Raw genomic sequence first — 23,197 nt, forward strand, 5'->3', positions numbered from 1 at the left:
GCGACGACACGCGCACGAGCGCCCCGCCATCAGCGACGCTCGAGCGCCAGCTTCACCCCGAGCCCCAGCAGCACCGCCCCGCTGACGCGGTGCATGCGCGTCAGGATCCGCGGGTTGCGGCGGATCGATGCGGACAGCAGGCCGGCGAACACAGCAACCGGCCCCTTGACGAGAAACGTCAGGCCCGCGAAGGTCGCGCCCAGCACGAACAGCGACAGCATCGGATGCGCGGCGCCCGACGGCACGAACTGCGGCAGGAACGCCAGATAGAACAGCGCGACCTTCGGATTCGACACGTTCGACAGTGCGCCTTGCGCGAACGTACGCAGCCGCGATGCCTGCGCGCCGTCGCCGCTCGCGAGCGTCAGTTCGCCCGACGAGCGCAACAGCGTGATGCCGAGATACAGCAGGTACAACGCGCCGACCACCTTCAGCGCCGTGAACAGCCATTCGGATGCCTGCAGCAGCGCGCCCAGCCCGAGCGTCGCGAGCATCGTGTGCACGAGCAGCCCGACGCTGACGCCCGCCGCGGTCACGAGGCCCGCGCGCGTGCCGTCGGACAGCGTACGTGACATCACGAGCACCATGTCCTGGCCCGGCGTGACGATGATCAGCAGCGACGTTGCGATGAACGGCAGCCAGGATGGATGCGACATGGGATAGCTCCTGAACGGGATTGCCGGCGGACGGGAATCGCCCGGCCTGTCGTCGGATTATCGGCGCCTTCCCATGGAGATTGGATGCGTATTCGGCTACTTTGACTATCGATTTTGGCGCTATTCTCTAGCATCCACCGCTTGGGTAGTCAAAAATGTCAATCAAACTGGATGCAATCGACCGGCGCATTCTGCGTGCATTGCAACGGAATTCGAACCAGACGAATGCCGAACTTGCGCAACAGGCCGGGCTGTCCGCCACGCCCTGCCTGCGCCGCGTTCACCTGCTCGAGGAACAGGGCGTGATCGACGCGTATGTCGCGCTGCTGAACCCGGCCGCCGTCGACCTGCGATTCACGGCGTTCGTGCGCGTCACGCTGGAGCGCCAGGACAAGACGACGGTCGAACGCTTCGCGCGCGAGATGGAGCAGGCGCCCGAAGTGCTCGAATGCCACCTGATGGCCGGCAGCTACGACTATCTGCTGCGCGTGATCGCCCGCGATCTCGACGACTACCAGCGCTTCCAGATGGAAACGCTCACGCAGATCGAAGGCGTGCGCAACGTCGAAACCGAGATTCCGCTGAAGCGCATCAAGCAGACGGTTCGCCTGCCGATCTAGGCGTCCAGGAACGTGACGGCCTGCCCCTGCGGCTCCCCGTTCAGCGCGCCGTCTCGCACCACGACCTGGCCGCGCACGACCGTATGCACGGGCCAGCCCGTGACCGCGCACCCGTCGTAAGGTGTCCAGCCGCTGACGCTGGCGATCCATCCGTCGCGGATGATCCGCCGCGCGCGCAGGTCGACGATGCTGAAATCGGCGTCGTAGCCCACCGCAATCCGCCCTTTGCCCGCGATGCCGAAGATGCGCGCCGGCCCGGCGCTGGTCAGGTCGACCAGTCGTTCGAGGCTCACGCGGCCCGCGTGCACGTGATCGAGCATCAGCGGCAGCAGCGTCTGCACGCCGGTCATCCCGCTCGGCGACTGCGGATAGGGCCGGCGCTTTTCGTCGCGCGTATGCGGCGCGTGATCGCTGCCGATCACGTCGACCACGCCGTCGCGAACGGCCTGCCACAGCGCATCCCGATGATGCCGTTCACGTACCGGCGGATTCATCTGCGCGAGCGTGCCGAGCCGTTCGTAGCAATCGGGCGCATGCAGGCTCAGGTGATGCGGCGTGACTTCGACGGTCACGCGCCGCCGGTGCCGCGCGAGCAACGCCATTTCCTCGGCGGTGGACACGTGCAGCACATGCAGCCGGCGGCCCGTCTCGGCCGCCAGCGCGACGATGCGCCGTGTCGCCTCCAGCGCGCTTTGCACGTCGCGCCAGCACGGATGGTCGCGCACGTCGCCGCTCGCTTCGACGAGCGCCCGGCGTGCGCGCAGCCGCGCTTCGTCCTCCGCGTGCACGGCCATGCGCCGCCGCCCGTTGCGCACGATCCGGCGCAACACGGCTTCGTCGTCGGCCAGCAGGTCGCCGAACGAACTGCCCATGAAGACCTTCACGCCCGCGCAGCCCGGCAGCGCTTCAAGCGCCGGCAACCGTTCGGCGTTCGCGGCCGAGCCGCCGATGTAGAACGCGTAGTCGCACCACGCGCGGCCGCGCGCGCGTTCCAGCTTGGCCTGCAGATCCTGAGCGGTCAGCGTCAGCGGATGCGTGTTGGGCATCTCGAAGATCGTCGTGACGCCGCCGAGCACCGCGCCGCGCGTGCCGGCCTCGATGGTCTCCTTGTGCGTCAGGCCCGGTTCGCGGAAATGCACCTGGCTGTCGACGACGCCCGGCAGCACATGCAGGCCGCCGGCATCCAGGAGAACGTCGGCGCTCCACGTGCCATGCAACGCACCCAGCGCGACGACACGGCCGTCCACGCACGCGACGTCGACCTGCTCGGCACCGTTGGGTGTCATCGCCGTGCCGCCGTGCACGAGCAGGTCGACATGGCGTCGCTTCAGCGCGTCGGTCGCGCGCCCTTCACGTCGAACGGGTTCGTCCATGGCTCAGAACTCGTTCTGGATGTGCTTGTAGCCCAGCACCAGCGCATTGTTCGTGCGCGCGACGTCCTCGGAGAAGTCGCTCGCGTCGGCCGTCACCTGCGGCAACGCGGCGAGATCGGTTTCCGGCCCGATGCGCTCGGTCGAGCGCACGTAGAAGCCCGGCGGCAGGTGGCAGCCGTCGACGACCGCGTTGTAGCGCACCACGCAGCCGTCGTCGATGGTGCAGTTGAACAGCACACTGTTGAAGCCGACGAACACGCCGCTGCCGACCTTGCACGGCCCGTGGACGATCGCGCGATGCGCGATCGACGTGTGCTGGCCAACGGTGACGCTCGCGCCCGACTTCGAATGGATCACCACGCCGTCCTGGATGTTCGAATGCGCACCGATCACGATCGGCGCGATCCGGCCGTCGCCATCCGTTTCGTCGGCGCGGATCACCGCGTACGGGCCGATGAACACGTTCTCCTCGACGATCACGAGCCCGCACAGAATGGCGGTCGGATCGACGAATGCACTCGGGTGTATCTGCGGCAGGTCGCCGCGCGGGTTCTTTCTGATCATCAGGATTCCTGTCTTGACATCGAACGGCCGCGCTTGATCCGCTCGAACAGGCCCGGATCGCGCCACTGTCCGGCGATGGCCGGCGCGAACACGATGTCGTCCAGGTCGATGCGGCCCATGCGCGGGTTGAACGCATCGTCGCGAAAACACTGCGCGTAGCCGGTCTCGGTTTCGTGAACGATGATCGAATGCAGCCGCACACCGGTTTCGCCGTTCGACATGCGCGTGCAGGACAGCGCCGCATCGACGAGGCGAAAGAACACGCGCGAGAACTGCTCGGCGCTCGGCGACACCGGCAGCAGCACCCAGCGCTCGGAATGCCGGCGCATGCTCTCGACGTAGCAGGGATCGTCATCCGACCACAGCGTCACCGCGTGGTCGAACGCGTCGATCAGGTCGTGCACGTCGCCCTTGAGCAGCCCGAAGTCGTAGATCATCTGCCCGTGGTCCAGCGCGTGTGCCTCGAGCAGCAGCTCGACGCGATACGAATGGCCGTGGATCGAATGCGAGCAACGCCGCGTGCTGCAGCCGCGCACCACGTGCGCGTTCTCGAACCGGAACAGCTTGCGGATCAGCATGCGTCGGCGCCATCGCGAACCGGCGCGGCCCAGGCCACCGCGTCGTGCGGGTGCAGGCTTTCCAGATGGCGCACGTGCACGCGCGGGTGCGCATGACGGCCGTCCAGCGCGGCCTGGACCCGGCGCGCGGCATCCTCGACGAACATCAGGTTGCCGCCGTTCAGCACCGCGAACGCCTGCTCGTCCGCGCGCTTGACGGCCGTCTGCACCGGCGTGCCGAGCGCGTGCTCGACGCGATCGATCAGGTCGATCAGCCCGAGCGTCGCGCCGTCGGCCGGCAGCCCCGCGCTGACGACGGCTTCGCTACGCTGGCTGTGCGGCGTGGCCGCCGTCGCATGCCGTTTCAGCCACGCGGCGACCGCTGCCGGTTCCACGCGATCGTCGCGGCCGAACGCCGCCAGGAACGCCTGTTCGACCCAGTGCCGCGACAGCGCGGCCGAGCACGGGCACGTCGACGAATAGGCGACCGTCACCTGCGCGCGCAGCTCGAACCCGGCGTCGGTCAGCGTCGCGTCGATCCGGACCGGATAGGCCTTCCACCCGGCAAGCCCGTCGGTCACCAGCGCGGCGCGGCGCGCCAGCAGGTCGAAGCGCAGCCGTAGCCGCGCACGACGCGTGTCGCAGTCGCGATGGCTGTCGACCATCGCCTGCAGCACCGGCCGAAGGCCGGCCGGCGACAGCGCGGCGCCATCCCCGAGCCCGTCGAGCAGCCTGTACAGCCGCGACATGTGGATGCCCTTCACGTGCGGTGCGGGAAGGTCGACCTGCACGTCGGCGCGCGCATGCACGTCGCGCCGGCAGCCGGGCTCGGCCACCGCAACGGGCAGGTCGATGCCCTGCATGCCGACCCATTCGAGCGGGCGACGGCCCGGCGCGGCATCGGTCAGGGAGATATCGGGAAGGGGGGCATTCATGCTCGGGATCCGGTGGAGCGCCTTCTCCATCCGGATCGATGCAGGAAGCGCGTTCAGGTCAGGGCCAGTCGCGAAACGGGTTGTCCCACGTGGTCCAGTGTTCGGGGCCGGTGGCCATCTCGGCGTCGGTCAGCAGACACGCGTCGAAGCGCGCGCGCAGCGCGGGCTCGTCCATGTCCATGCCGATCAGCACGAGTTCCTGCCGCGCGTCGCCGACGCGCTCGTCCCAGCGGGCGCGGATCTGCGCGACGGCTTCCGCGTCCTGCGGCCAGCGCTCGGGCGGCACGGCCGCCCACCAGTGGCCGGCCGGCCCGTGCCGCGCGACCGCGCCGGCCTGCGACCACGAACCGGCGACGGTCGGATGGGTGGCCAGCCAATAGAACCCCTTCGAGCGGACGACGCCCGGCCATTCGCTTTCGACGAGCGCGAAGAAGCGCTGCGGGTGGAACGGCCGCCGCGCGCGGTAGACGAAACTGCGGATGCCGTATGCGTCGGTTTCCGGCGTGTGTGTGCCGCGCAGCTCCTGCAGCCAGCCCGGCGCGCGCGATGCTGCGTCGAAATCGAACAGGCCCGTGTCGAGCACGCGCTCGAGCGGCACCTTGCCGAATTCGGCGATCTCGATCCTCGCCCGCGGGTTGAGCCCGCGCAGCAGCGCGACCAGCCGCTCGCGTGCGCTGTCGTCGATCAGGTCGATCTTGTTGATCACGATCACGTCGCAGAACTCGATCTGGTCGATCAGCAGATCGACCACCGTGCGCGCATCCTCGTCGCCCATCGATTCGCCGCGCAACTGCAGGCTGTCGCGCGACGCGTAGTCGCGCAGGAAATTGAACGCGTCCACCACGGTCACCATCGTGTCGAGCCGCGCGACTTCGCCGAGGCTGCGGCCGTCCTCGCCTTCGAACGTGAACGTCTCGGCCACCGGCAGCGGCTCCGAGATGCCGGTCGATTCGATCACGAGCTGGTCGAAGCGCCCTTCGCGCGCGAGCCGGTCGACCTCGATCAGCAGATCCTCGCGCAGCGTGCAGCAGATGCAGCCGTTGCTCATCTCGACCAGCTTCTCGTCGGTGCGCGACAGCCCTGCGCCGCCGTCGCGGACGAGCGCGGCGTCGATGTTGACCTCGGACATGTCGTTGACGATCACCGCGACGCGACGGCCCTCGCGATTGTTCAGGATGTGGTTGAGCAGCGTCGTCTTGCCGGCGCCGAGAAAGCCGGACAGGACGGTCACGGGAAGCCGCGTGGACGGAGGGAGTGCGGTGCTCATCGGGCGATTCCGGAAGAGGACGTTGAGGAACGAATGATATATTGTATCGCAACGATATAACATATCATTTCGGACGTCCAGCATGCCGGCAGGGTGTGGTCCGGAGCAGGCCGCGCCCGCTCCGGTGTCAATCCGTCACGTATAGAGCGACGCCGGCGGCAATTCCCCGGTCAACGCGAACCGGCCGACGTCACGCAGCCGATAGTCGAGCGGATCGTGCAGCGTATGCGTGCGCGCGTTGCGCCAGAAGCGGTCGAGGCCGAGCGACGCGGCCGTCGCGCGTGCGCCGCATGCGTCGAACAGCGCCTCGCCGTTGTCGAGCGCCGCGCGCTGCGCGACGATCTTCGCCTCCGATACCGCGAGCGCCACCTCGGCACGCTCGTCCGCCGTCAGCGCATCCTGCCGCGCCCACGCGCGCTGCAACGCGGCCGCCGCGCGATCGGCCAGCGCCGCCGCGGCGATCGCCCGCACGCGCATGTCGCCGAAGCGCTGCAGCGTGTACGGATCGTCGCTCGCCTGCGCGACCTCCGACTGTATCCATGGGCGGCCATGCTTCAGCACGTAGTTGCGCGCTTCCGCCAGCGCACCTTCCGCGAGCCCGACGAACAGGTTCGTCAGCACGAGTTGCGACACGAGCGTGCGCAGCGTCGCGCGCGGTGTCGGCGGCGCCTCGGAGCGGTGCAGCACCTCGTCCGGCGCGAGCGTCACGCCGTCGAAGCGCACGCTGCCGCTGTCGGTCTGGCGCTGGCCGATCGGGTCCCAGTCTTCGTTGACCGTGATCCCCGCGCGATCGGTCGGCACCACGCCGAACACGGTGCGGCCCGCTTGCGGATCGTGCGCGGACACCGTCATGCGCTGCGAGCCGCGCGTGCCCGAACAGAAGCCCTTCACGCCGTCGAGCCGGTAGCCGCCGTCGGGCGTCGCGGTCGCGACCAGCCGCGTGTCGAGCGGGTTGACCGCATTGCCCCACCACCAGCGATGCTCGACCGTGCCGCGCAGATAACGTTCGCGCTGTGCCGCGCTGCCCCACACGTCGACGCTCACCACCTGCAGGATCTGGAACCCGACCAGATGCGCGAGCGCGCTGTCGACGCGCGCGATCCGCCGGATCGTGTCGTAGATCGCCGGCCACCCGGCTTCCTGCCCGCCGAACTCGCGCGGCACCGCGAGCGTCAGCAGGCCCGCGTCGGCGAGCCACTGCTTTTCCTGCGCGGCGTGGCCGCCCGCGCGATCGCGCGCGGCGGCGGTTTCGCGCAGCGTTTCGATGACGCGCGCCAGTGCGTCCGGATCGACGGCTGACACATCCGTTGCAGCGGCGAGCGTCGCCGGGCCGCGGGGATCGTTCATGCGACGGCTTCCTGTTCCTGGGTCGAGACAGCTTCCGACAACGGCACGAGTTTCCCGAGTTCGCGCCTGCCGGTCAACCGCGCGAGGATCTCGCGCCGCCAGTCGTCGTAGATCGCGCGATATTCGGCGATGTCCGCGCCGAACACGTGCGCGGTGTGCGCGTACTCGTCGTGCAGGTAACCGTCGAGCCGCGCCTGCGTTTCCTCGTCGGCCGCGATCACGCGATCGATCAGCGCGTCGCGTTCGGCCGCCGGCAGCGTCGCGAGCCGCTCGAACCACCACTGGACGATCTGCACGCGATGCCACTCCTCGTCCGGCCGGATCCGGTTCTCGCCGTGTTCGCGCATCGCGCCGTCGCCGATGCGGCCGGTCTTGCGCTGGATCCACAGCTTCGCGAGGATGTGCAGCTCGTAATGCCATTCGAACGCGAGAAAACCCGCGACGTCGCGCACCGCGATGTCGCCGATGCGCGCCCAGTGCGCGGCGACGAGCCGGTCGACTTCCGGCAGCGGATCGCGCCCGGTCAGTTCGGTCACGCGCTCTCGTCCGATCACCGCGTGCGCGCCGTCGTCGCCGAGCTGGCGCGACAGGATCAGCTGGACATGCGGATCGTCGCGGAACAGCGTGTCGATCGCCTTCGCGACGACCTGCACGATGAACAGGTCGTGCGACGCCATCTTCGTGTAGTAGTCGGCGACGGCGGCCAGTTCGTCCGCGTTGCGCGGCTCGCGCGGCGGCGTGGCCAGTTTGTCGGGGAAACCGGGACGATGGCGTCGCGCCACGTCGAGAAACAGCGCTTCCTCGAATTGTCCGTTCCATTCGCGCGGCGCGCCGATGGGCAAGGTCATGGGTAGGGTTCTCTCAGGTTCATGAATGAAACGAGCGCGTGCTTGTGGCACGGCTCAGGTGCGCCGGGTCACATGTCGGACCAGGCGGTCGCCCGTGATTTGCACGGCCGAGACGAGCGCGATCAGGATCACGATCACGGTCGCCATGACGGTCGTGTCGAAACGCTGGTAGCCGTAGCGGATCGCGAGATCGCCGAGCCCGCCCGCGCCGACGGCACCCGCCATTGCGGTCGAGCCGATCAGCGCGACGACGGTGATCGTGAAGCCGCCGAGCATGCCGGGCAGCGCCTCCGGCAGCAGCACGTGCCACACGATGTGGCGGCGCTTCGCGCCCATCGCGAGCGCGGCCTCGATCAGCCCGCGATCGACTTCGCGCAGGCTCACTTCGGCGATCCGCGCGAAGAACGGGATCGCGGCAATCGACAGCGGCACGACGGCCGCCCATACGCCGATCGTCGTGCCGATCAGCACGCGCGTGAACGGCAGCAGCGCGACGAGCAGGATGATGAACGGCGTCGAGCGGAACACGTTGACGAGCGCGCCGAGCACCGCGTTCACGCCGCGCCGCGCGTAGATGCCGCCGGGCGCGGTCGTCACGAGGATCACCGCGAGCGGGATGCCGATCAGCGCCGCGATCACGGCCGACGCGGCGACCATCGACAGCGTGTCGCGGATCGCGTCGAGCAGTTCGGGCCACCAGAGCTCAAACATAACCGAGCACCTCCGCATGATTCGCGTGACGGCGCGCACGTTCGAGCAGCACGGCGACCGCGCCGCCGCGTGTCGACGACGGGCCGGCTTCATCGGCGCGCGGCGACGCCGCGATCACGAGCCGCCCCTGCGCATGCCCCTGGATGCGCTCGATCCCGCCGTGCAGGAACCGCACCGAGCCGCCGAGCGCCGCCGCGAGCACGCCGACGTCCGGCTCGCCGCCGCTCTCGCCCGTATAACGAACGTCGAGCACGACCTGCGCGCCGTCGGGCAACGCGGCCTGCTCGGGCAGCGGCTGCACGCGCGCGGCCAGTTCGGCCGGCAGGTCGTGCACGAGCGTGCTGAGCAGCGCGCGCGTCGCGCCGTGGCGCGGATCGCCGAACACGCGCCACACGGGGCCCGTTTCGACGACTTCGCCCTGTTCGATCACCGCGACCGTGTCGCACACCGCGCGGATCACTTCCATCTCGTGCGTGATCAGCACGATCGTCAGCCCGAGGCGACGGTTGATGTCGGCGAGCAGCGCGAGGATCGACTGCGTCGTCTCGGGATCGAGCGCCGAGGTCGCCTCGTCGCACAGCAGTACCTCGGGATCGTGCACGAGCGCGCGGGCAATGCCGACGCGCTGCTTCTGCCCACCGGACAGGCTGGCCGGATACGCGTCGCGTTTCGCGGCGAGCCCCACGAGTTCGAGCAGCGCCTCGACCTTGCGCACGCGCTCGGCCTTCGGCACGCCGGCGATCTTCAGCGGCAGCGCGACGTTCTCGAACACCGTCTTCGCGGACAGCAGGTTGAAATGCTGGAACACCATGCCGGTGCGACGCCGCAGCGCCACGAGCCCGTCCTCGTCGAGCGCGCCGACGTCGACGCCCTGCACGCGCACGCGGCCCGAGCTCGGCCGCTCGAGCCCGTTCACGAGCCGCAGCAGCGTCGACTTCCCCGCGCCGCTGCGGCCGATGATGCCGAACACCTCGCCGCGCCGCACGTCGAGCGTCACGTCGCGCAGTGCGGCGGCCTGGCCGCGCGGCGTCGCGAACACCTTGCCGACCTGCTCCAGCGACACGGCGGCGCCACCGGCGGCGGCCGCGGCCGCCGCGTCATGCGGGCCGGCAGCGGCGCCGGCACGCGCGGCCGATGCGTCGACGAAACCCAGCGTATCGAACAATTGCGTCATCGCTTCGCTCCGTCACGTTCAGGCATGCGCGGGATGCGCGGGTTCGGTTGCCGGTACGGCAGCCGGCCGGTGCTGCGCGCCCGTGTGCCACGCGGGCAGGCGCGGGCCCGCGCCGAACAGCTTCTCGCGCAGCGTCGGCGCGGGATCGTAGTCTTCCTTGTAGACGCCGCGGTTCTGCAGCTCGGGCACGACCCAGTCGACGAAATCCTCGAACGACTCGGGCATCACGGTGCGCGTCAGGTTGAAACCGTCGATGCCCGTCTCGTCGATCCATGACTGCAGCTCGTCCGCGACCTGCGACGGCGAGCCGACGATCGGCGCATACCGGCCGCCGAGCGACATCTGTTCGAGCATCCGCCGCACGGTCCACGTGCCGGTCGTGCTCTTGCGCGAGATCGCGTCGACGGCCGACTGGATCGAGTCGGTCTTCACATACGAGATCGGCTCGTCGAGGCCGTACTTCGCGAAGTCGATGCCGGTCGAACTCGCGAAATGCGCGAGGCCCGCTTCGGGGCTCGCATAGCGCCGGTATTCGTCGAATTTCTCGCGCGCGAGCAATTCGGTCTCGGCCGTCACGACGCTCACGCCGGCAAAGATTCTGATCGACGCCGGGTCGCGCCCCTGCCGCGCGGCAGCCGCACGGATGTCGAGCGCCGCCGCACGCGCGGCGGCCTTGCTCTGCCCGTTCACGAACACGCATTCGGCGTGACGGCCCGCGAACTCGACGCCGCGCGCGGACGAACCGGCCTGGTACAGCACCGGCGTGCGCTGCAGCGACGGCTCGCTCAGGTGGATCGCATCGATCGAATAGAACGGCCCGTCGTGCTTCACGCGCCGCACCTTGCCCGGCTGCGCGAACACGCGCGCCTGCGCATCGCGGATCACCGCGTCGTCGTCCCAGCTCTGTTCCCACAGCTTGTAGACGACGTCCATGTAGTCGTCCGCGCGCTCGTAGCGGTCGTCGTGGCCGATCTGCTGCGCGAGGCCCATCCCGCGCGCGGCGCTGTCGAGGTAGCCGGTGACGATGTTCCAGCCCACGCGCCCTTTCGTCAGGTGATCGAGCGTCGACATGCGACGCGCGAACAGGTAAGGCGGCTCGTAGGTCAGGTTCGCGGTCACGCCGAAGCCGAGATGCCGCGTGACCTGCGCCATCGCGGGCACCAGCAGCAGCGGATCGTTGACGGGCACCTGCACCGATTCGCGCAGCGCGGCATCGGGGCCGCCGCCGAACACGTCGTACACGCCGACGATGTCCGCGAGGAAGATCCCGTCGAACTTGCCGCGTTCGAGCGTTTTCGCGAGGTCGGCCCAGTAGTCGAGATCGGTGTAGTGTGCGGAGCGGTCGCGCGGATGCGTCCACAGCCCATGGTTGATGTGCCCGACGCAGTTCATGTTGAACGCGTTGAGCAGGATCTTCTTGCGGTTCGCCGTCGTCATGCCTGCCTCCGTCACCACGCGATCGCGTACAGCGAGCCGAACGCGTTGTCGAGCGCACGGCGCACGGCCGGCGATTGCTGGTAGATCGCGATGAACTTGCGGATGCGCGGGTCGTTCACGCTGTCCGGCCGCACGACCCACTGGATCGCGAAGATCTTGTTCTCGGTGCCGTCGAACAGCAGCGCGCTGTTCGGGTCGGTCGTGCCGGCGAGCTTGATGAAGCTCGGGTAGCCCTGCGCGAGATCGACGTCGTCGAGCGAACGCGCGAGTTGCGATGCCTCGAGCGGGATGATCTTCAGGTGCTTCGGGTTCGACACGATGTCGTGCGTCGTCGCGCGGTAGTCGGCGCCCGGCTTCAGCTTGATCAGCCCCGCGCGCTGCAGCAGCAGCAACCCGCGCCCGCCGTTCACGGGATCGTTCGCGATCGCGACCTTCGCGCCGTCCTTCAGCTCGCTGAAGCTTTTTACCTTCTTCGAATAGAGGCCGATCTTCATGATCGTGCCGGGCGCGATCGACACGAAGTTGTAGCCGCCCTGCTTGTTCGCGTTCTCGAGGAACGGGATGTGCTGGAAGTAGTTGACGTCGATGTCCTTGTTCGCGAGCGCCGCGTTCGGCGTATTCCAGTCGGTGAATTCGACGATCCTCACGTCGAGCCCCTGCGCCTTCGCCTCCTTGGCGGCCACCTTCAGCGCCTCGATCTGCGGGCTCGTCGAAATGCCGACCTTCAGCGGCGCGGTGTCGGCCCGCGCACCATTGAGCAGTGCGACGCCGAGCAGGGCGGCGGCCAGCAGGCGCGCGACGCGGCCGGCGGAAAGACGGGCGGAAAAAACGGCATGCAGCATGGGAACCACTCTCCTGTCCAAAGACGGTATCGACGGATGAGCGACGCCGCGGCGAACGCACGGGTGTTCTCCGGACAAGGGTCAAGCACGTCGGAAAAGGATCAGCCGATGATAGAGAGCGGAGCGAGGACGGTCTACGAAGCGATTGTGCGAAGAAAATCGCGCGCGGCGATATGGCCGGCGGCCACGCAGGATCGGCGTCCCGACCGGGCGCCCGGCCGAAATTTCGGCCTGGACGCCGGGCGGATTCCGAAATCTCGGCCAGCCGGCCGTGCCGCCATTTCCGCAGACGAAATAAATCCCTTATGAATCAATGTATTAAAAATATTCCGGCTGGCCGCATTGCTGGCATGGGGGTTGCGTAATAGACGGCACACGATGCCGCGAAGCGATGCAGGCATTCCAACATCAGGAGACACGTCTTGCAGACCTCTATCCATACCCCGTCCCATCCGGAGCCGGTTTCCAACGCCGTCGCCGCCCCGCGCGAGCGCTTCTGGCCGGAAGGCTGGTGGAAGCTGATGGAAATCCGCATCGGCATCATCCCGCTGCCCGTCTACTTCATCCTGCTTGCGCTGATCGTCGGCTTCTCGGTCACCGGCAAGGTGCCCGGCGAGATCTCGATGGCGATCGCGGTGCTCGCGTTCTTCGGCTTCACCTGCGCGGAACTGGGCAAGCGCCTGCCGCTCCTGCGCAACATCGGCGCGGCCGCGATCTTCGCGACCTTCGTGCCGTCGGCGCTCACGTACTACCACGTGCTGCCGAAGCCGGTGCTGAACCTGACGGTCGAGTTCACGAAGTCGACCAACTTCCTGTACCTGTTCATCGCGTCGATCATCGTCGGCAGCATCCTGAGCATGGACCGGCGCGTGCTGATCCAGGGCTTCGTGAAGATCTTCATCCCGCTCGCGGCCGGCTCGGTCGCGGCCGCGATCGTCGGCACGGCGGTGGGTACCGCGCTCGGCCTCGGCGCGCGCCACACGCTGCTGTACATCGTCGTGCCGATCATGGCGGGCGGCGTCGGCGAAGGCGCGATTCCGCTGTCGATCGGCTATTCGGAACTGATGCACCTGCCGCAAGGCGAGATGTTCGCGATGGTGCTGCCGCCGGTGATGCTCGGCAGCCTGACCGCGATCATCCTGTCGGGCGCGCTCGACATGCTCGGCAAGCGCCTGCCGCACCTGACCGGCAACGGCCGCCTGCAGGTCGGCGAATCGGGCGACATGACGCCCGAGAACGAGGAAATCCGCGGCCATGTCGACGTCTCGCACATCGCGGGCGCCGGCATCACGGCGATCACGCTGTACCTGGTCGGCCTGATGGCGCACAAGCTGTTCGGCCTGCCCGCGCCGGTCGCGATGCTGTTCCTCGCGGTGCTCGTGAAGCTCGCGCGCGCGGTGTCGCCGCCGCTGCAGGAAGGCGCGTTCGTCGTCTACAAGTTCTTCTCGACCGCCGTCACGTACCCGTTGCTGTTCGCGATCGGCGTCGCGATGACGCCGTGGGACAAGCTGACCGCCGCGTTCACGATCGTCAACGTGGTCACGATCGTGTCGACCGTCGCGACGCTGATGGGCACCGGTTTCGTGGTCGGCCGCCTGATGAAGATGTACCCTATCGACACCGCAATCGTGAACGCCTGCCACAGCGGGCAAGGCGGCACCGGCGACGTCGCGATCCTCACTGCCGCGAACCGGATGCAGCTGATGCCGTTCGCGCAGATCGCGACCCGCATCGGCGGCGCGATCGTCGTCACGGTCACGCTGATCCTGATCGCACACTTCGGATGACGCGACGCCGCGCGCTCCGTCGCGCAGGCCGCTTCGCACGCGCCGCCGCCGGCCTTGCCGGCGCGCGGCGCGCGTCGTTCGGGGCGTCGCTCCGGGCGGCCGGTTGCGGGCTTCGATGAGGGCGAACGTGCAGAAAAGCTTCAAGGGAATCCCGTGGTGGGGCTGGGCATCGGCCGGCGTGCTGTACGTATGCGTGGCGGCCGCGGCCGTCGATTTCGCGTGGGAACGCGCGATCGACGCGCTCGAGGAAACCGGCGCGCACCGGCTCGACCTCTATGCGTCGAGCCTGAAGAGCGAGCTCGGCCGCTTCGAGATCCTGCCCGGCCTGGTCGCGCGGCAGGACCGCGTGCGCGCGATGCTGAAAGCCGCGCCGCACGAAGCGCCCGAGCTCGTGCACACGGTGAACACCTACCTCGAAGCCGTGAACCGCGACGCGGGCAGCGGCGCGGTCGACGTGATCGACCTGCAGGGCGACGTGATCGCCGCCAGCAACTGGAACGAGACGCTCAGCTTCGTCGGCACCAACGTGTCGTACCGGCCGTATTTCAAGGACGCGCTCGCGCGCGGCAGCGGCCGCTTCTTCGGCATCGGCACCAACACCGGCGTGCCGGGCGTCTACTTCGCGAGCGCGGTGCGCGACGACGGCGTGCCGATCGGCGTCGCCGCCGTGAAGATCAGCGTCGATCCGCTCGAATCGGCGTGGCGCGCGCCGGGCGTCGCCGCGATGGTCGTCGACGGCAACGGCGTGGTCGTGATCTCGACCGAACCCGCGTGGAAATTCACCGCGCTGCGCCCGATCACCGCGCAGCAGCAGCGCGACATCCAGGCGTCGCGACAGTACGCGGGCCGCACCGTCGACGCGCTGCCGTACCGCCGCATCGGCGACCGCAGCGCGGCCGCATGGTTCGGCACCTTCCCCGATCCGCGCCACGCCGGCCGCACCACACGCTATCTCGTGATGTCGCGCCCCGCGCCGCAGGCCGGCGATTCGCTGATGGTGCTGCTCGACATCGCGGGCGCGCGGCGCCAGCAGCAGACGGCCTTCGTGTTCGTCACCGGCGCGTTCCTGATCGCCGCGCTGCTGGCCGGTTACGCGATCCAGCGCCGCCGCGCGATCGTCGCGCGGCTGAACGCGCAGGACGCGCTGCGGCGCGCGAACGACCGGCTCGAGCTGACCGTCGCGCAGCGCACGGCCGCGCTGACGGCCGCGAACGAACGGATGCAGCGCGAGATCGTCGAGCGCGAGCGCACCGAGCAGCGGCTGCGCGCGTCGCAGCAGGAAGTCGTGCATGCGGGCAAGCTCGCGGTGCTCGGGCAGATGGCCGCCGGCCTCACGCACGAGCTGAACCAGCCGCTCGTCGCGATCCGCACGCTGTGCGACAACGCGCGCACGTTCTTCGAGCGCGGCCAGCCGGCGCCGGCGCTCGCCAATCTCGAACGGATCGGCAAGCTCGTCGACAGCATGGCCGTGCTCACCGGCGAGCTGAAGACCTTCGCGCGCAAGCCCGACGTCGAGCGCGTCGCGGTCTCGCTGAACGAGGCCGTCGCGCATGCGCGGCTCATCTACGATGCGCGGATCCGCGACGAAGGCGTGCAACTCGACGTGCGCATCGCGCCCGGCACCGCCGTGTCCGCCGAATCGAGCCAGTTGCAGCAGGTGATCGTGAACCTGCTCGGCAACGCGCTCGACGCGGTGCGCGACGCGCCCGTGCGCCGCATCGTCATCGAGGCCACCGGGCCGGACGAAGCGGGCCGCGTGCGCTTCACGGTCGCCGACAGCGGCGCGGGCATCGCGCCCGAGGTGCTGCCGCACCTGTTCGAGCCGTTCGTCACGACCAAGCCGCGCGGCCAGGGCCTCGGGCTCGGCCTCGCGATCACGTCGCGTATCGTCGAGGCGTTCGGCGCGAGGATCGCCGCGACGAACCGCGACGAAGGCGGCGCGCAGTTCAGTATCGAATTCGCGGCGGCAACGCTGCAAAGGACAGAGCATGGAAGATGAGATTCGGGTGCTGGTCGTCGAGGACGATGAAAACGTCCGGATCGGCGTCGAGCAGGCGGTGGCGCTTGCCGGCTTCGCGGTCGAGGCCTTCGCGTCGGCCGCCGACGCGCTTCATCACGTCGCGCCCGGCGCGCCGGTCGTGATCGTGTCGGACGTGCGGATGCCGGGCATCGACGGGCTGCAGCTGCTCGATCGCGTGATGGCCATCGACGCGCAGATCCCGGTCGTGCTGATCAGCGGCCACGCCGATATCTCGACGGCCGTCGGCGCGATGCAGGTCGGCGCGTACGACTTCATCGAGAAACCGTTTTCGTCGGACGTGATCGCGGGGCGCGTCGCACGCGCGGTCGAGAAGCGCCGCCTGACGCTCGAGGTGCAGGGCCTGCGCGCGGCGCTGAACAACTGGCAGGGCATCGAGGCGTTCGTGCTCGGCAAGTCGCCCGCGATGGCCGACGTGCGCAAGAAGATCCTGCGTCTCGCCGATACGTCGGTGTCGGTGCTGATCACCGGCGAAACGGGCACCGGCAAGGAACTGATCGCGCGCAGCCTGCACGACTTCGGCGGCCGGCGCGACGCGCATTTCGTCGCGCTGAACTGCGGCGGCCTGCCCGAGCAGGTGTTCGAAAGCGAGCTGTTCGGCCACGAGGCCGGCGCGTTCACGGGTGCGATCAAGAAGCGCATCGGCAAGATCGAATGGGCGGACGGCGGCACGCTGTTCCTCGACGAGATCGAGACGATGCCGGTTCCGCTGCAGGTCAAGATGCTGCGCGTGCTGCAGGAGCGCGTGGTCGAGCGGCTCGGCGCGAACGAGCTGATTCCGGTGGACTGCCGCGTGGTCGCCGCGTCGAAGGCCGATCTTGCCGAACTGGCGTCCGACGGCCGCTTCCGCGCCGACCTTTTGTATCGCCTCAACGTCGCGCAGATCGAACTGCCGCCGCTGCGCGAGCGGCGCGAAGACGTGCCGCTGCTGTTCGAGCATTTCGTGCTCGCGGCCGCGCGGCGCTTCGGGCAGCCGGCACCGGTCGTCACGGCTGCGCAGGTGTCCGAACTGATGACGCACGCCTGGCCCGGCAACGTGCGCGAACTGCAGAACGTGGCCGACCGCTTCGTGCTCGGGCTGACCGGCGACAGCCTGCTGTCGTCCGGCGGCACGCCGGCCGCGGGCGGCACGCTCGCGGAGCAGCTCGCGTATTTCGAGCGGATGCTGATCGAGGACATGCTGCAGCGTCACAACGGCAACGTCGCAGAGGCCAGCGAAGCGCTCGGCATGCCGAAGAAGACGCTCTATCACAAGCTGCGCAACCTGCGGATTCCCGCGCGCGGCGACGCGGCGGCCGATGGCGGCGAATGACGCGAACGAGGACACGCAGAGCATGGATCGCATCGAAGTCACCGAACAGGGCCGCGTCGCCGGCCACCTGATCCGCGGCGTCACGCGCGCGCAGAAAACCTTCCGCCCGAGCGACTGGCCCGAGCGCCTCGCGGGCGTCATCACGCTGTTCGTCGGCGAGCGGCGGCCCGGCTATCCGTGCGCGCTGTCGCGACTCGCGATGCCGGTGGTCGACGGTAACGTCAAATGCCTGTTCGTGTCGGATGAATTGCGCACCGTCTGCGCGGACGCCTTCGATTTCGCGATGCAGTTCGCGACCGACAACGACCTCCCCGTCGAGCTTCAGACGGTGCCCGCGCTGGCGGTGCGCTGAAACGCGGGCCGTTTTCGCGGCGCGCGCCCCTCCCGTTTCCCCGGTTGCGATGGACAGGTGCGCAGGCCGTCGCACGCGCCTTTCCGGGCCTGTCCGGCTTCACTGTCAATCGTTAGACGATTGAAAGCATCGACACCCGTCCCCTTCCGACAAGGGTTTCCAGCCGATCCATCAAAAAAATTGATCGCGACGATGAAAATTATGCGTTTTCCTTGCAGGTCGCCGTGATGCATAGTTGCGTCGTGTTGACGCACCTTTGAGTCTTTCAGTCATGAACATGCGAATCGAGCCGTCCGTGCTCGCGAACCCCGACCTGCAATTTGCGACGCTTTCGTCAGGCATCAGCCTGCCGTATGTCGAGCGGGGCAGCGGCGCGCCGATGGTGTTCGTGCACGGCTCGCTGTGCGACTACCGCTACTGGGATCCGCAGCTCGCGTCGCTGTCGGCCCACTACCGCTGCATCGCGCCGAGCCTCAGCCATTACTGGCCGGCCGTCGAAGCGGGCATCCAGGACGAGTTCAGCTGGCAGAACCACGTCGACGAGCTCGCCGAGTTCATCGACGCACTCGATCTCGGCCCCGTGCATCTGGTCGGCCACTCGCGCGGCGGCAGCGTCGCGTTCAACGTCGCGCGCCAGCATCCGCAGCTCGTCGAATCGCTGACGCTCGCCGATCCGGGCGGCCCGCTGCAACAGCCGGGCGTGCGCGAAGCCGCGCTGCCGGCCGCCGCGATCGCGCTGCGCACGAAGGCCGTGAGCCTGATCGGGCAAGGCGACGTCGAAGCGGGCCTCGAGATGTTCGTCGACTCCGTGAGCCTGCCCGGCGCGTGGAAGAAAAGCACGTCGCGTTTCCGCACGATGGCGATCGACAACGCAAGCACGCTGCCGAAGCAGTTGCGCGACCCGCTGCCGGCTTACTCGCAGCACACGGCCGGCGACATCGCGTGCCGCACGCTGCTGATCGACGGCCAGCGCAGCCCGAAGATGTTCCGCCACAACGTCGATACGCTGACGCAGTGGATCGGCAATGCGCAACGGCAGACCGTCGCCGGCGCATCGCACGGGATGAACGCGGCGAGCCCCGCCGTGTTCAACCGTTACGTGCACGAGTTCGTCGCCGCGTAAGTTCTGCCGGGCGGCTATCGGCAGGTCACCCCGACCGACGTCCCGCCCTGTGCGATAGCCGGACCGTTGCCGTCGGCATCGCTGCCGGGGCCCGTTTCAATCCACGAGTCGCCCGGCTGATACGTACTGCCATCGAAGCGCCAGTACGTCACCCGATGCTCGCCCATGCCGATGGCGGCTGCATGCACACGCGCCGCCGCGCCATCTATCACCAGACGACCGGCTCGGCTTTGCGCGTCACGGCATCCGGCAGTCCGAACACGCCGTCGAACGCCCAGTTGTACGCGAACGTGAAGATCGGGAAAAACACGATCAGCACCGCGTCGTACAGGAACGCCTGCAGCAGCGACACGTCGAGCCACCACGCGATCAGCGGAATCAGGAACGTCACGAGCGCGACCTGGAACCCGATCGCATGCAGCACGCGGCGGCCGACCGTGCGCGTCGTCGCCGCGCTGCGGCGCTCCCACGCCTCGAACGCGAGGTTGTACAGGAAATTGACGGTGACGCCCGTCGTCGAGATCATCACTCCCAGCAGGCCGCTCGCCGCCACGCTGGCGCCGCTCAGCATGCCGAGCACCGACGATGCGACCAGGATGCCGAGCACCTCGAACATCACGACGTAGACTATGCGTCTCTTCCACCCTTGCATGACCATCCACCTTCCTCTCGAACAAGGTGGCGAGACTATCAGCGGGCCCCCGCTCGCCAAAGTCAGGTCCTTTCAATTTTTCTGACAGGAGGCGGCGCATGCTGACCAGCGACCACATCGACCTGCTGCTGACCGTCATCGACAAAGGCTCGTTCTCGGCGGCCGCACGCGCGCTCGGCCGCACGCCGTCGGCAATCAGCATGGCGATCGCGAACCTCGAGGCCGAACTCGACCTCGTCCTGTTCGACCGCGGCACGCGCGAGCCGACCCCGACCGCCGCGATGGCCGCGCTGCTGCCCGACGCACGCTCGATCGCCGAACGGCTGCATGCGCTGCGCGCGCATGCGCAGCACTTGTCGGAAGGCGTCGAAGATACATTGCGGCTCGGGCTCGCCGCCGAAATCGACAGCGCGCCGGTTGCCCGTGCGCTGACGGCAGTGGCCGCGAAATATCCGGCGCTCGCGATCAGCATCGTCACGGCGCCGCAGGACGTGATCGTCGACGCGCTGCATCGCGCCGCCGTCGATCTCTGTGTCGCATACGGCGGGCTCGATCTTCATCCGCAAGAACAGATCCATGCGCTGTGGACCGAGACGCTCGTTGCGGTTGCCGCGCCGAGCCATCCGGCGATCGCCGAATGCGCGCAACCCGAGGCGATCGAGCGCTTGTCGGGCTTTCGGCAGATCGTGATCGCCGATCCCGAGCGGCCGCTCACCGACGTGCGGCCGCTGATCGGCAACCGCACGTGGAAGGTGACCGACCTGGCCACCGCGATCGCGCTGGTGAAGGCCGGACATGGCTGGGCCAACCTGCCGGAATCCGTCGTCGGCCGATATACCGCCGACGGCGAACTCGCGCCGCTCGTGTTCGCGAACATCCGCAACGGGCTGCCGCTGCCCGTGTATCTGCGCCGGCCGAAGCACAAGGGGCTCGGCAAGGCCGCGAGCGAACTGGTGCGCGCGCTGCGGGCCGCCGCCGACAACACCTGAGCGCTGCGGCAAAGGCCGCGCCATCGCGTGCCGCCGTTCGATCGCGGCCGCCGCGCGTGCACGGCACCAGGTAAGAATCGAGTAAGTATCGCGGCCTACAGTTTGTTCGTTTTCGCGATGCCGCCGCGGTATCGGCTCGCTTGTCAGAAACCGCTCGCCAGATCAGACGAAAGGAGAACGCGTGGTCAGTCGGCCAGCCATGAGGGACGTCTGCGCGATTGCGCCGAACGGAAGCCGCGTCAGCTGGCATCCGCCGCAGAAGTGGAGGAGGCAGCCCGTCGCGCCGTCGTTCGCCGCCGTCTCGATCGAGCACTACATCGCCGGCGCCACGGAAATCGTCGACCTCGAAACGACCGGCCCGATCCTCGGCATGTACCTGCAGGCGCCCGCGACGCTCGAGATGCGAACGAACGGCGGCCGGTGGGCGCCGACCCGCATCCGTGGGCCGCTGGCCTACGTCCCGCCCGGTTTTTCGTTTTCCGGCCGATGGTCCGACGAAATCGAGTGGGTCTCCGTGCACTTCGACCCGTCGTGGCTATCGCGAACGGGCCTGCAGACCGACGTCTGGTTCGCGTCGGCGGCGCTCCGGATGGACGTGATCGACGACCTGCTCACGCAGATCGTCCGCAGCCTCCATGAAGACGCCGTCGCGGGAATGCCGCAGGGCCCGACCTATGCGGAAGCGCTAGGGTCTGCCGCGTTGCACCGCATGCTGCACCTGGAGGCGCGGCCGCAGGCGAAGCAATATGCGCATGCCGGCATGATGCGCCAGGCCTGCGAGTACATCCGGGATAATTTCCAGGGCCCGCTGACGCTGATGCTGGTAGCCGATGCCGTCGGCTATCCGGGCGATCTCTATTCGTTCATCCGCAGCTTCAGGAAGGCCAACGGGCTGACGCCGCACCAGTACATCATCGAGAGCCGCCTGCAGGCCGCGCGCCGCCTGATCGAGCGCGGACAATGCGACATCACGGAAGCCGCGCTCGACTGCGGCTTCTCGTCGGCCAGTCACTTTTCGGCGACGTTCCGCAAGCGGTGGGGCGTGTCGCCGTCGGAACTCAAGCCGCGTGCCGCGATCGTCATGCCAGAGGAAGCGACAGAATCCACAGGCCGCTGATCGTCAATGCGATCGTCAGCACGAGCAGCGGCAACTGGCCGACGATCGCCCTGCCGGCCACCCGCCCGCTCCGGATGACGATCGCGTGCGTGAGCATCACGCTCAGGATGTGCCCGGCGAGAATCAGCAGCACCTGCGCATGCCAGATGTATCCGACATTGATGAGCGCCTGTGCCGCCGATACCTGATCCTCCGCTGCCGCCACCGGCAGCAGGTTCCAGCCAAGCCCGAGCGGATCGGACACGAGCCGGACGATCTGCCGCCCCTGATCCCAGAACAGCGTGAAGTAGTGGCAGACGTTATAGAAGAACGCGATCGGCAGCAGGATCAGGCAGAACTGCCGCGAGAAAGACGCCCCGTCCGACGTTGACCGCATGCTGAGCGCGCCCAGTGTGCAGCAGCCACGGAACAGCAGGTAGTACGCCACGCCGATGGCCGCGAACGCGAGCCATTGCCACGTCAGCAGAATCTCCGCTGAAAACGCATAGTTTTTCCCGAGCGACGGAAACAGGCCGACGATGTGCGGATAAATGCTGCGCCAGAAGAACGTGTTCCATGTAGCCGTATCGCGCAAACCGTCGTAGGCCGTCGACGACAGCATGAACGACAGAAAGGCCACGATGCTCGTGTCCGCCCGTGCATCGCGCGACATGTCCGCGATCGGGTGCCTCGGTTCGACGGTCACGTGACCGCTCGCGCCCCGGCGCCATTTGAGCGGCGACAGCTTCGCGCATAACCGGCACAGCAAGCCGAACGTATCGCCGTGCGCGAGCCATTGCTCGCGCCCGAAGCAACAGGCGCCGATCAGCGCATACGCGACATACGCGACGATGAACAGGCTGACGTCTCGCGGCCGTCCCGCTCCGAACAGTTCCAGCGCGATGAGTGCGATGTAGCCGCCCAGCGCAGGCCACGATGCCAGACGTGGCGGATAGCGAAAGCGCCCGCGCTCCAGCACGGGGAAGCAACGCGCGGCGATTCGCAACAGCAGCGCAAGCGGATTGGTGAATGCATGGACGTCGCCGAGTATCGAGCTGACATAGAGCGAACCCAGATAGAACCAGATCCAGAAGCCCGACATCGCCAGGTTCAGGAACGGGTTCGCGGTTCCCGCGATGCCGGCGACAATCAGGAGCACGACGAACGCCGCACTCGCGATTTGCCCGGCGTTCACGAGCGAAGCCGGGATGCGCAGCGCTTTCATGCGTGTTCCCGATCGCCCTCCCGGATCGGCAACACGCATGCCCGGCGCAAACGCCAGGATCATGAAGGACACCGTCAGCGTGCCCGTCGCGGCATAGGCATACAGCCACAACGGCACCGGCAGGTAGTACGGAATATTCCATGCGTGGGCGCTCGCCGCGCCAGGCAGGCACGCGACGAGCCATGCAGGCCAACCGGCCAGCCATCCCCGTGGGCGCAGCGTGCGGGCGACAAAGCCGCCCCGCGCGTGCACCGATTCATGCGCAATATGGTCAGGCATGTCAGCGTCTTCC

22 protein-coding genes are annotated in these 23,197 nt (G+C 68.2%); 8 read left to right on the forward strand and 14 right to left on the reverse strand.

From position 1 onward, the window contains the following. Positions 1–29: 29 nt before the first annotated feature. Positions 30–656 carry a LysE family translocator gene (locus tag VK92_RS13965; RefSeq protein ID WP_048023398.1) on the reverse strand — a complete coding sequence of 209 codons (627 nt, stop codon included), beginning with the start codon at positions 654–656 and terminating at the stop codon, positions 30–32. A gap of 155 nt (positions 657–811) precedes the next feature. On the opposite strand from VK92_RS13965, the gene VK92_RS13970 reads away from it, so the two are divergent. Further along, a complete protein-coding gene (locus tag VK92_RS13970) occupies positions 812–1,276 on the forward strand; it encodes an Lrp/AsnC family transcriptional regulator (protein ID WP_042974902.1) in 465 nt (154 codons plus the stop codon). Here VK92_RS13970 and VK92_RS13975 read toward each other — a convergent pair. The 11 genes from VK92_RS13975 to VK92_RS14025 all read right to left on the reverse strand — a co-directional run bounded on the left by VK92_RS13975 (position 1,273) and on the right by VK92_RS14025 (position 12,331). Beyond that, entirely contained in the window at positions 1,273–2,649 is a 1,377-nt protein-coding gene (locus tag VK92_RS13975) for a dihydroorotase (RefSeq protein ID WP_048023399.1), read from the reverse strand. The two genes, VK92_RS13970 and VK92_RS13975, sit on opposite strands and share 4 nt — an antisense overlap. A 3-nt stretch (positions 2,650–2,652) precedes the next feature. Then, complete coding sequence (locus VK92_RS13980) at positions 2,653–3,213, reverse strand: gamma carbonic anhydrase family protein (RefSeq protein WP_048023401.1); 561 nt, start codon at positions 3,211–3,213, stop codon at positions 2,653–2,655. Further along, on the reverse strand, positions 3,213–3,791 hold the full coding sequence (locus tag VK92_RS13985) for a 6-pyruvoyl trahydropterin synthase family protein (RefSeq protein ID WP_048023402.1): 579 nt from the start codon (positions 3,789–3,791) through the stop codon (positions 3,213–3,215). Before VK92_RS13985 ends, VK92_RS13980 begins: the two co-directional genes overlap by 1 nt. Beyond that, positions 3,785–4,705, reverse strand: coding sequence for a GTP cyclohydrolase FolE2 (gene folE2, locus VK92_RS13990; RefSeq protein WP_048023576.1), 921 nt, complete (start codon positions 4,703–4,705; stop codon positions 3,785–3,787). The genes VK92_RS13985 and folE2 overlap by 7 nt, the downstream gene beginning before the upstream one ends. A gap of 58 nt (positions 4,706–4,763) precedes the next feature. Next, positions 4,764–5,972: a zinc metallochaperone GTPase ZigA gene (gene zigA, locus VK92_RS13995; RefSeq protein ID WP_197092542.1), complete on the reverse strand. Its 1,209-nt coding sequence runs from the start codon at positions 5,970–5,972 to the stop codon at positions 4,764–4,766. A gap of 135 nt (positions 5,973–6,107) precedes the next feature. Continuing rightward, positions 6,108–7,319 (reverse strand): acyl-CoA dehydrogenase family protein, encoded by a 1,212-nt coding sequence (locus VK92_RS14000; protein WP_048023405.1) that lies wholly within the window; start codon positions 7,317–7,319, stop codon positions 6,108–6,110. Then, positions 7,316–8,167 carry a hypothetical protein gene (locus VK92_RS14005; protein WP_048023407.1) on the reverse strand — a complete coding sequence of 284 codons (852 nt, stop codon included), beginning with the start codon at positions 8,165–8,167 and terminating at the stop codon, positions 7,316–7,318. The genes VK92_RS14000 and VK92_RS14005 overlap by 4 nt, the downstream gene beginning before the upstream one ends. A 54-nt stretch (positions 8,168–8,221) precedes the next feature. Continuing rightward, positions 8,222–8,878 carry a methionine ABC transporter permease gene (locus VK92_RS14010; protein WP_048023409.1) on the reverse strand — a complete coding sequence of 219 codons (657 nt, stop codon included), beginning with the start codon at positions 8,876–8,878 and terminating at the stop codon, positions 8,222–8,224. Then, the gene (locus tag VK92_RS14015; RefSeq protein ID WP_048023410.1) at positions 8,871–10,052 is read right to left on the reverse strand and encodes a methionine ABC transporter ATP-binding protein; all 1,182 of its coding nucleotides are present in this window, start codon (positions 10,050–10,052) and stop codon (positions 8,871–8,873) included. Before VK92_RS14015 ends, VK92_RS14010 begins: the two co-directional genes overlap by 8 nt. Before the next feature lie 18 nt (positions 10,053–10,070). Further along, a complete protein-coding gene (locus VK92_RS14020) occupies positions 10,071–11,489 on the reverse strand; it encodes an LLM class flavin-dependent oxidoreductase (protein ID WP_048023412.1) in 1,419 nt (472 codons plus the stop codon). A gap of 11 nt (positions 11,490–11,500) precedes the next feature. Next, a complete protein-coding gene (locus VK92_RS14025) occupies positions 11,501–12,331 on the reverse strand; it encodes a MetQ/NlpA family ABC transporter substrate-binding protein (protein WP_021156388.1) in 831 nt (276 codons plus the stop codon). A 422-nt stretch (positions 12,332–12,753) separates the two neighbouring features. On the opposite strand from VK92_RS14025, the gene VK92_RS14030 reads away from it, so the two are divergent. From VK92_RS14030 to VK92_RS14050, 5 genes are all read left to right on the forward strand, one after another. Then, on the forward strand, positions 12,754–14,118 hold the full coding sequence (locus VK92_RS14030; RefSeq protein ID WP_048023414.1) for a 2-hydroxycarboxylate transporter family protein: 1,365 nt from the start codon (positions 12,754–12,756) through the stop codon (positions 14,116–14,118). A gap of 115 nt (positions 14,119–14,233) precedes the next feature. After that, entirely contained in the window at positions 14,234–16,117 is a 1,884-nt protein-coding gene (locus tag VK92_RS14035) for a sensor histidine kinase (RefSeq protein ID WP_048023416.1), read from the forward strand. After that, entirely contained in the window at positions 16,107–17,468 is a 1,362-nt protein-coding gene (locus VK92_RS14040; protein ID WP_048023418.1) for a sigma-54-dependent transcriptional regulator, read from the forward strand. The genes VK92_RS14035 and VK92_RS14040 overlap by 11 nt, the downstream gene beginning before the upstream one ends. Positions 17,469–17,490: 22 nt before the next feature. Further along, positions 17,491–17,820, forward strand: a complete 330-nt coding sequence (locus VK92_RS14045; protein ID WP_048023578.1) for a DUF3579 domain-containing protein — start codon at positions 17,491–17,493, stop codon at positions 17,818–17,820. A gap of 271 nt (positions 17,821–18,091) precedes the next feature. Next, on the forward strand, positions 18,092–18,943 hold the full coding sequence (locus VK92_RS14050) for an alpha/beta fold hydrolase (RefSeq protein ID WP_048023420.1): 852 nt from the start codon (positions 18,092–18,094) through the stop codon (positions 18,941–18,943). A 208-nt stretch (positions 18,944–19,151) separates the two neighbouring features. Here VK92_RS14050 and VK92_RS14055 read toward each other — a convergent pair whose 3' ends face one another. Next, positions 19,152–19,595 (reverse strand): PACE efflux transporter, encoded by a 444-nt coding sequence (locus VK92_RS14055; RefSeq protein ID WP_042972729.1) that lies wholly within the window; start codon positions 19,593–19,595, stop codon positions 19,152–19,154. 98 nt (positions 19,596–19,693) lie between these two features. Here VK92_RS14055 and VK92_RS14060 point away from each other — a divergent pair, with 98 nt between their 5' ends. Next, positions 19,694–20,584, forward strand: coding sequence for a LysR family transcriptional regulator (locus tag VK92_RS14060; protein ID WP_048023422.1), 891 nt, complete (start codon positions 19,694–19,696; stop codon positions 20,582–20,584). A gap of 199 nt (positions 20,585–20,783) precedes the next feature. Beyond that, a complete protein-coding gene (locus VK92_RS14065) occupies positions 20,784–21,701 on the forward strand; it encodes a helix-turn-helix transcriptional regulator (RefSeq protein ID WP_230965945.1) in 918 nt (305 codons plus the stop codon). On the opposite strand, the gene VK92_RS14070 is transcribed toward VK92_RS14065, so the two are convergent. After that, positions 21,664–23,184, reverse strand: a complete 1,521-nt coding sequence (locus VK92_RS14070; protein WP_048023424.1) for a hypothetical protein — start codon at positions 23,182–23,184, stop codon at positions 21,664–21,666. The two genes, VK92_RS14065 and VK92_RS14070, sit on opposite strands and share 38 nt — an antisense overlap. Positions 23,185–23,197 lie beyond the last annotated feature (13 nt).

The organism is Burkholderia sp. LK4 (genome assembly GCF_001043615.1).
Classification (GTDB): Bacteria; Pseudomonadota; Gammaproteobacteria; order Burkholderiales; family Burkholderiaceae; genus Burkholderia; species Burkholderia cepacia.

What these genes read in the sequence shown, in the direction of transcription:
- VK92_RS13985 (WP_048023402.1), bottom strand. Translation starts at nt 3,791, where the DNA reads ATGCTGATCCGCAAGCTGTTCCGGTTCGAGAACGCGCACGTGGTGCGC.
- VK92_RS13970 (WP_042974902.1), top strand. Translation starts at nt 812, where the DNA reads ATGTCAATCAAACTGGATGCAATCGACCGGCGCATTCTGCGTGCATTG.
- folE2 (WP_048023576.1), bottom strand. Translation starts at nt 4,705, where the DNA reads ATGAATGCCCCCCTTCCCGATATCTCCCTGACCGATGCCGCGCCGGGC.
- VK92_RS13980 (WP_048023401.1), bottom strand. Translation starts at nt 3,213, where the DNA reads ATGATCAGAAAGAACCCGCGCGGCGACCTGCCGCAGATACACCCGAGT.
- VK92_RS14005 (WP_048023407.1), bottom strand. Translation starts at nt 8,167, where the DNA reads ATGACCTTGCCCATCGGCGCGCCGCGCGAATGGAACGGACAATTCGAG.
- VK92_RS14040 (WP_048023418.1), top strand. Translation starts at nt 16,107, where the DNA reads ATGGAAGATGAGATTCGGGTGCTGGTCGTCGAGGACGATGAAAACGTC.
- VK92_RS14050 (WP_048023420.1), top strand. Translation starts at nt 18,092, where the DNA reads ATGAACATGCGAATCGAGCCGTCCGTGCTCGCGAACCCCGACCTGCAA.
- VK92_RS14015 (WP_048023410.1), bottom strand. Translation starts at nt 10,052, where the DNA reads ATGACGCAATTGTTCGATACGCTGGGTTTCGTCGACGCATCGGCCGCG.
- VK92_RS14065 (WP_230965945.1), top strand. Translation starts at nt 20,784, where the DNA reads ATGAGGGACGTCTGCGCGATTGCGCCGAACGGAAGCCGCGTCAGCTGG.
- VK92_RS14055 (WP_042972729.1), bottom strand. Translation starts at nt 19,595, where the DNA reads ATGCAAGGGTGGAAGAGACGCATAGTCTACGTCGTGATGTTCGAGGTG.
- VK92_RS14045 (WP_048023578.1), top strand. Translation starts at nt 17,491, where the DNA reads ATGGATCGCATCGAAGTCACCGAACAGGGCCGCGTCGCCGGCCACCTG.
- VK92_RS14020 (WP_048023412.1), bottom strand. Translation starts at nt 11,489, where the DNA reads ATGACGACGGCGAACCGCAAGAAGATCCTGCTCAACGCGTTCAACATG.
- VK92_RS14070 (WP_048023424.1), bottom strand. Translation starts at nt 23,184, where the DNA reads ATGCCTGACCATATTGCGCATGAATCGGTGCACGCGCGGGGCGGCTTT.
- VK92_RS14060 (WP_048023422.1), top strand. Translation starts at nt 19,694, where the DNA reads ATGCTGACCAGCGACCACATCGACCTGCTGCTGACCGTCATCGACAAA.
- VK92_RS14000 (WP_048023405.1), bottom strand. Translation starts at nt 7,319, where the DNA reads ATGAACGATCCCCGCGGCCCGGCGACGCTCGCCGCTGCAACGGATGTG.
- VK92_RS13975 (WP_048023399.1), bottom strand. Translation starts at nt 2,649, where the DNA reads ATGGACGAACCCGTTCGACGTGAAGGGCGCGCGACCGACGCGCTGAAG.
- VK92_RS14025 (WP_021156388.1), bottom strand. Translation starts at nt 12,331, where the DNA reads ATGCTGCATGCCGTTTTTTCCGCCCGTCTTTCCGCCGGCCGCGTCGCG.
- VK92_RS13965 (WP_048023398.1), bottom strand. Translation starts at nt 656, where the DNA reads ATGTCGCATCCATCCTGGCTGCCGTTCATCGCAACGTCGCTGCTGATC.
- VK92_RS14035 (WP_048023416.1), top strand. Translation starts at nt 14,234, where the DNA reads ATGAGGGCGAACGTGCAGAAAAGCTTCAAGGGAATCCCGTGGTGGGGC.
- VK92_RS14010 (WP_048023409.1), bottom strand. Translation starts at nt 8,878, where the DNA reads ATGTTTGAGCTCTGGTGGCCCGAACTGCTCGACGCGATCCGCGACACG.
- zigA (WP_197092542.1), bottom strand. Translation starts at nt 5,972, where the DNA reads ATGAGCACCGCACTCCCTCCGTCCACGCGGCTTCCCGTGACCGTCCTG.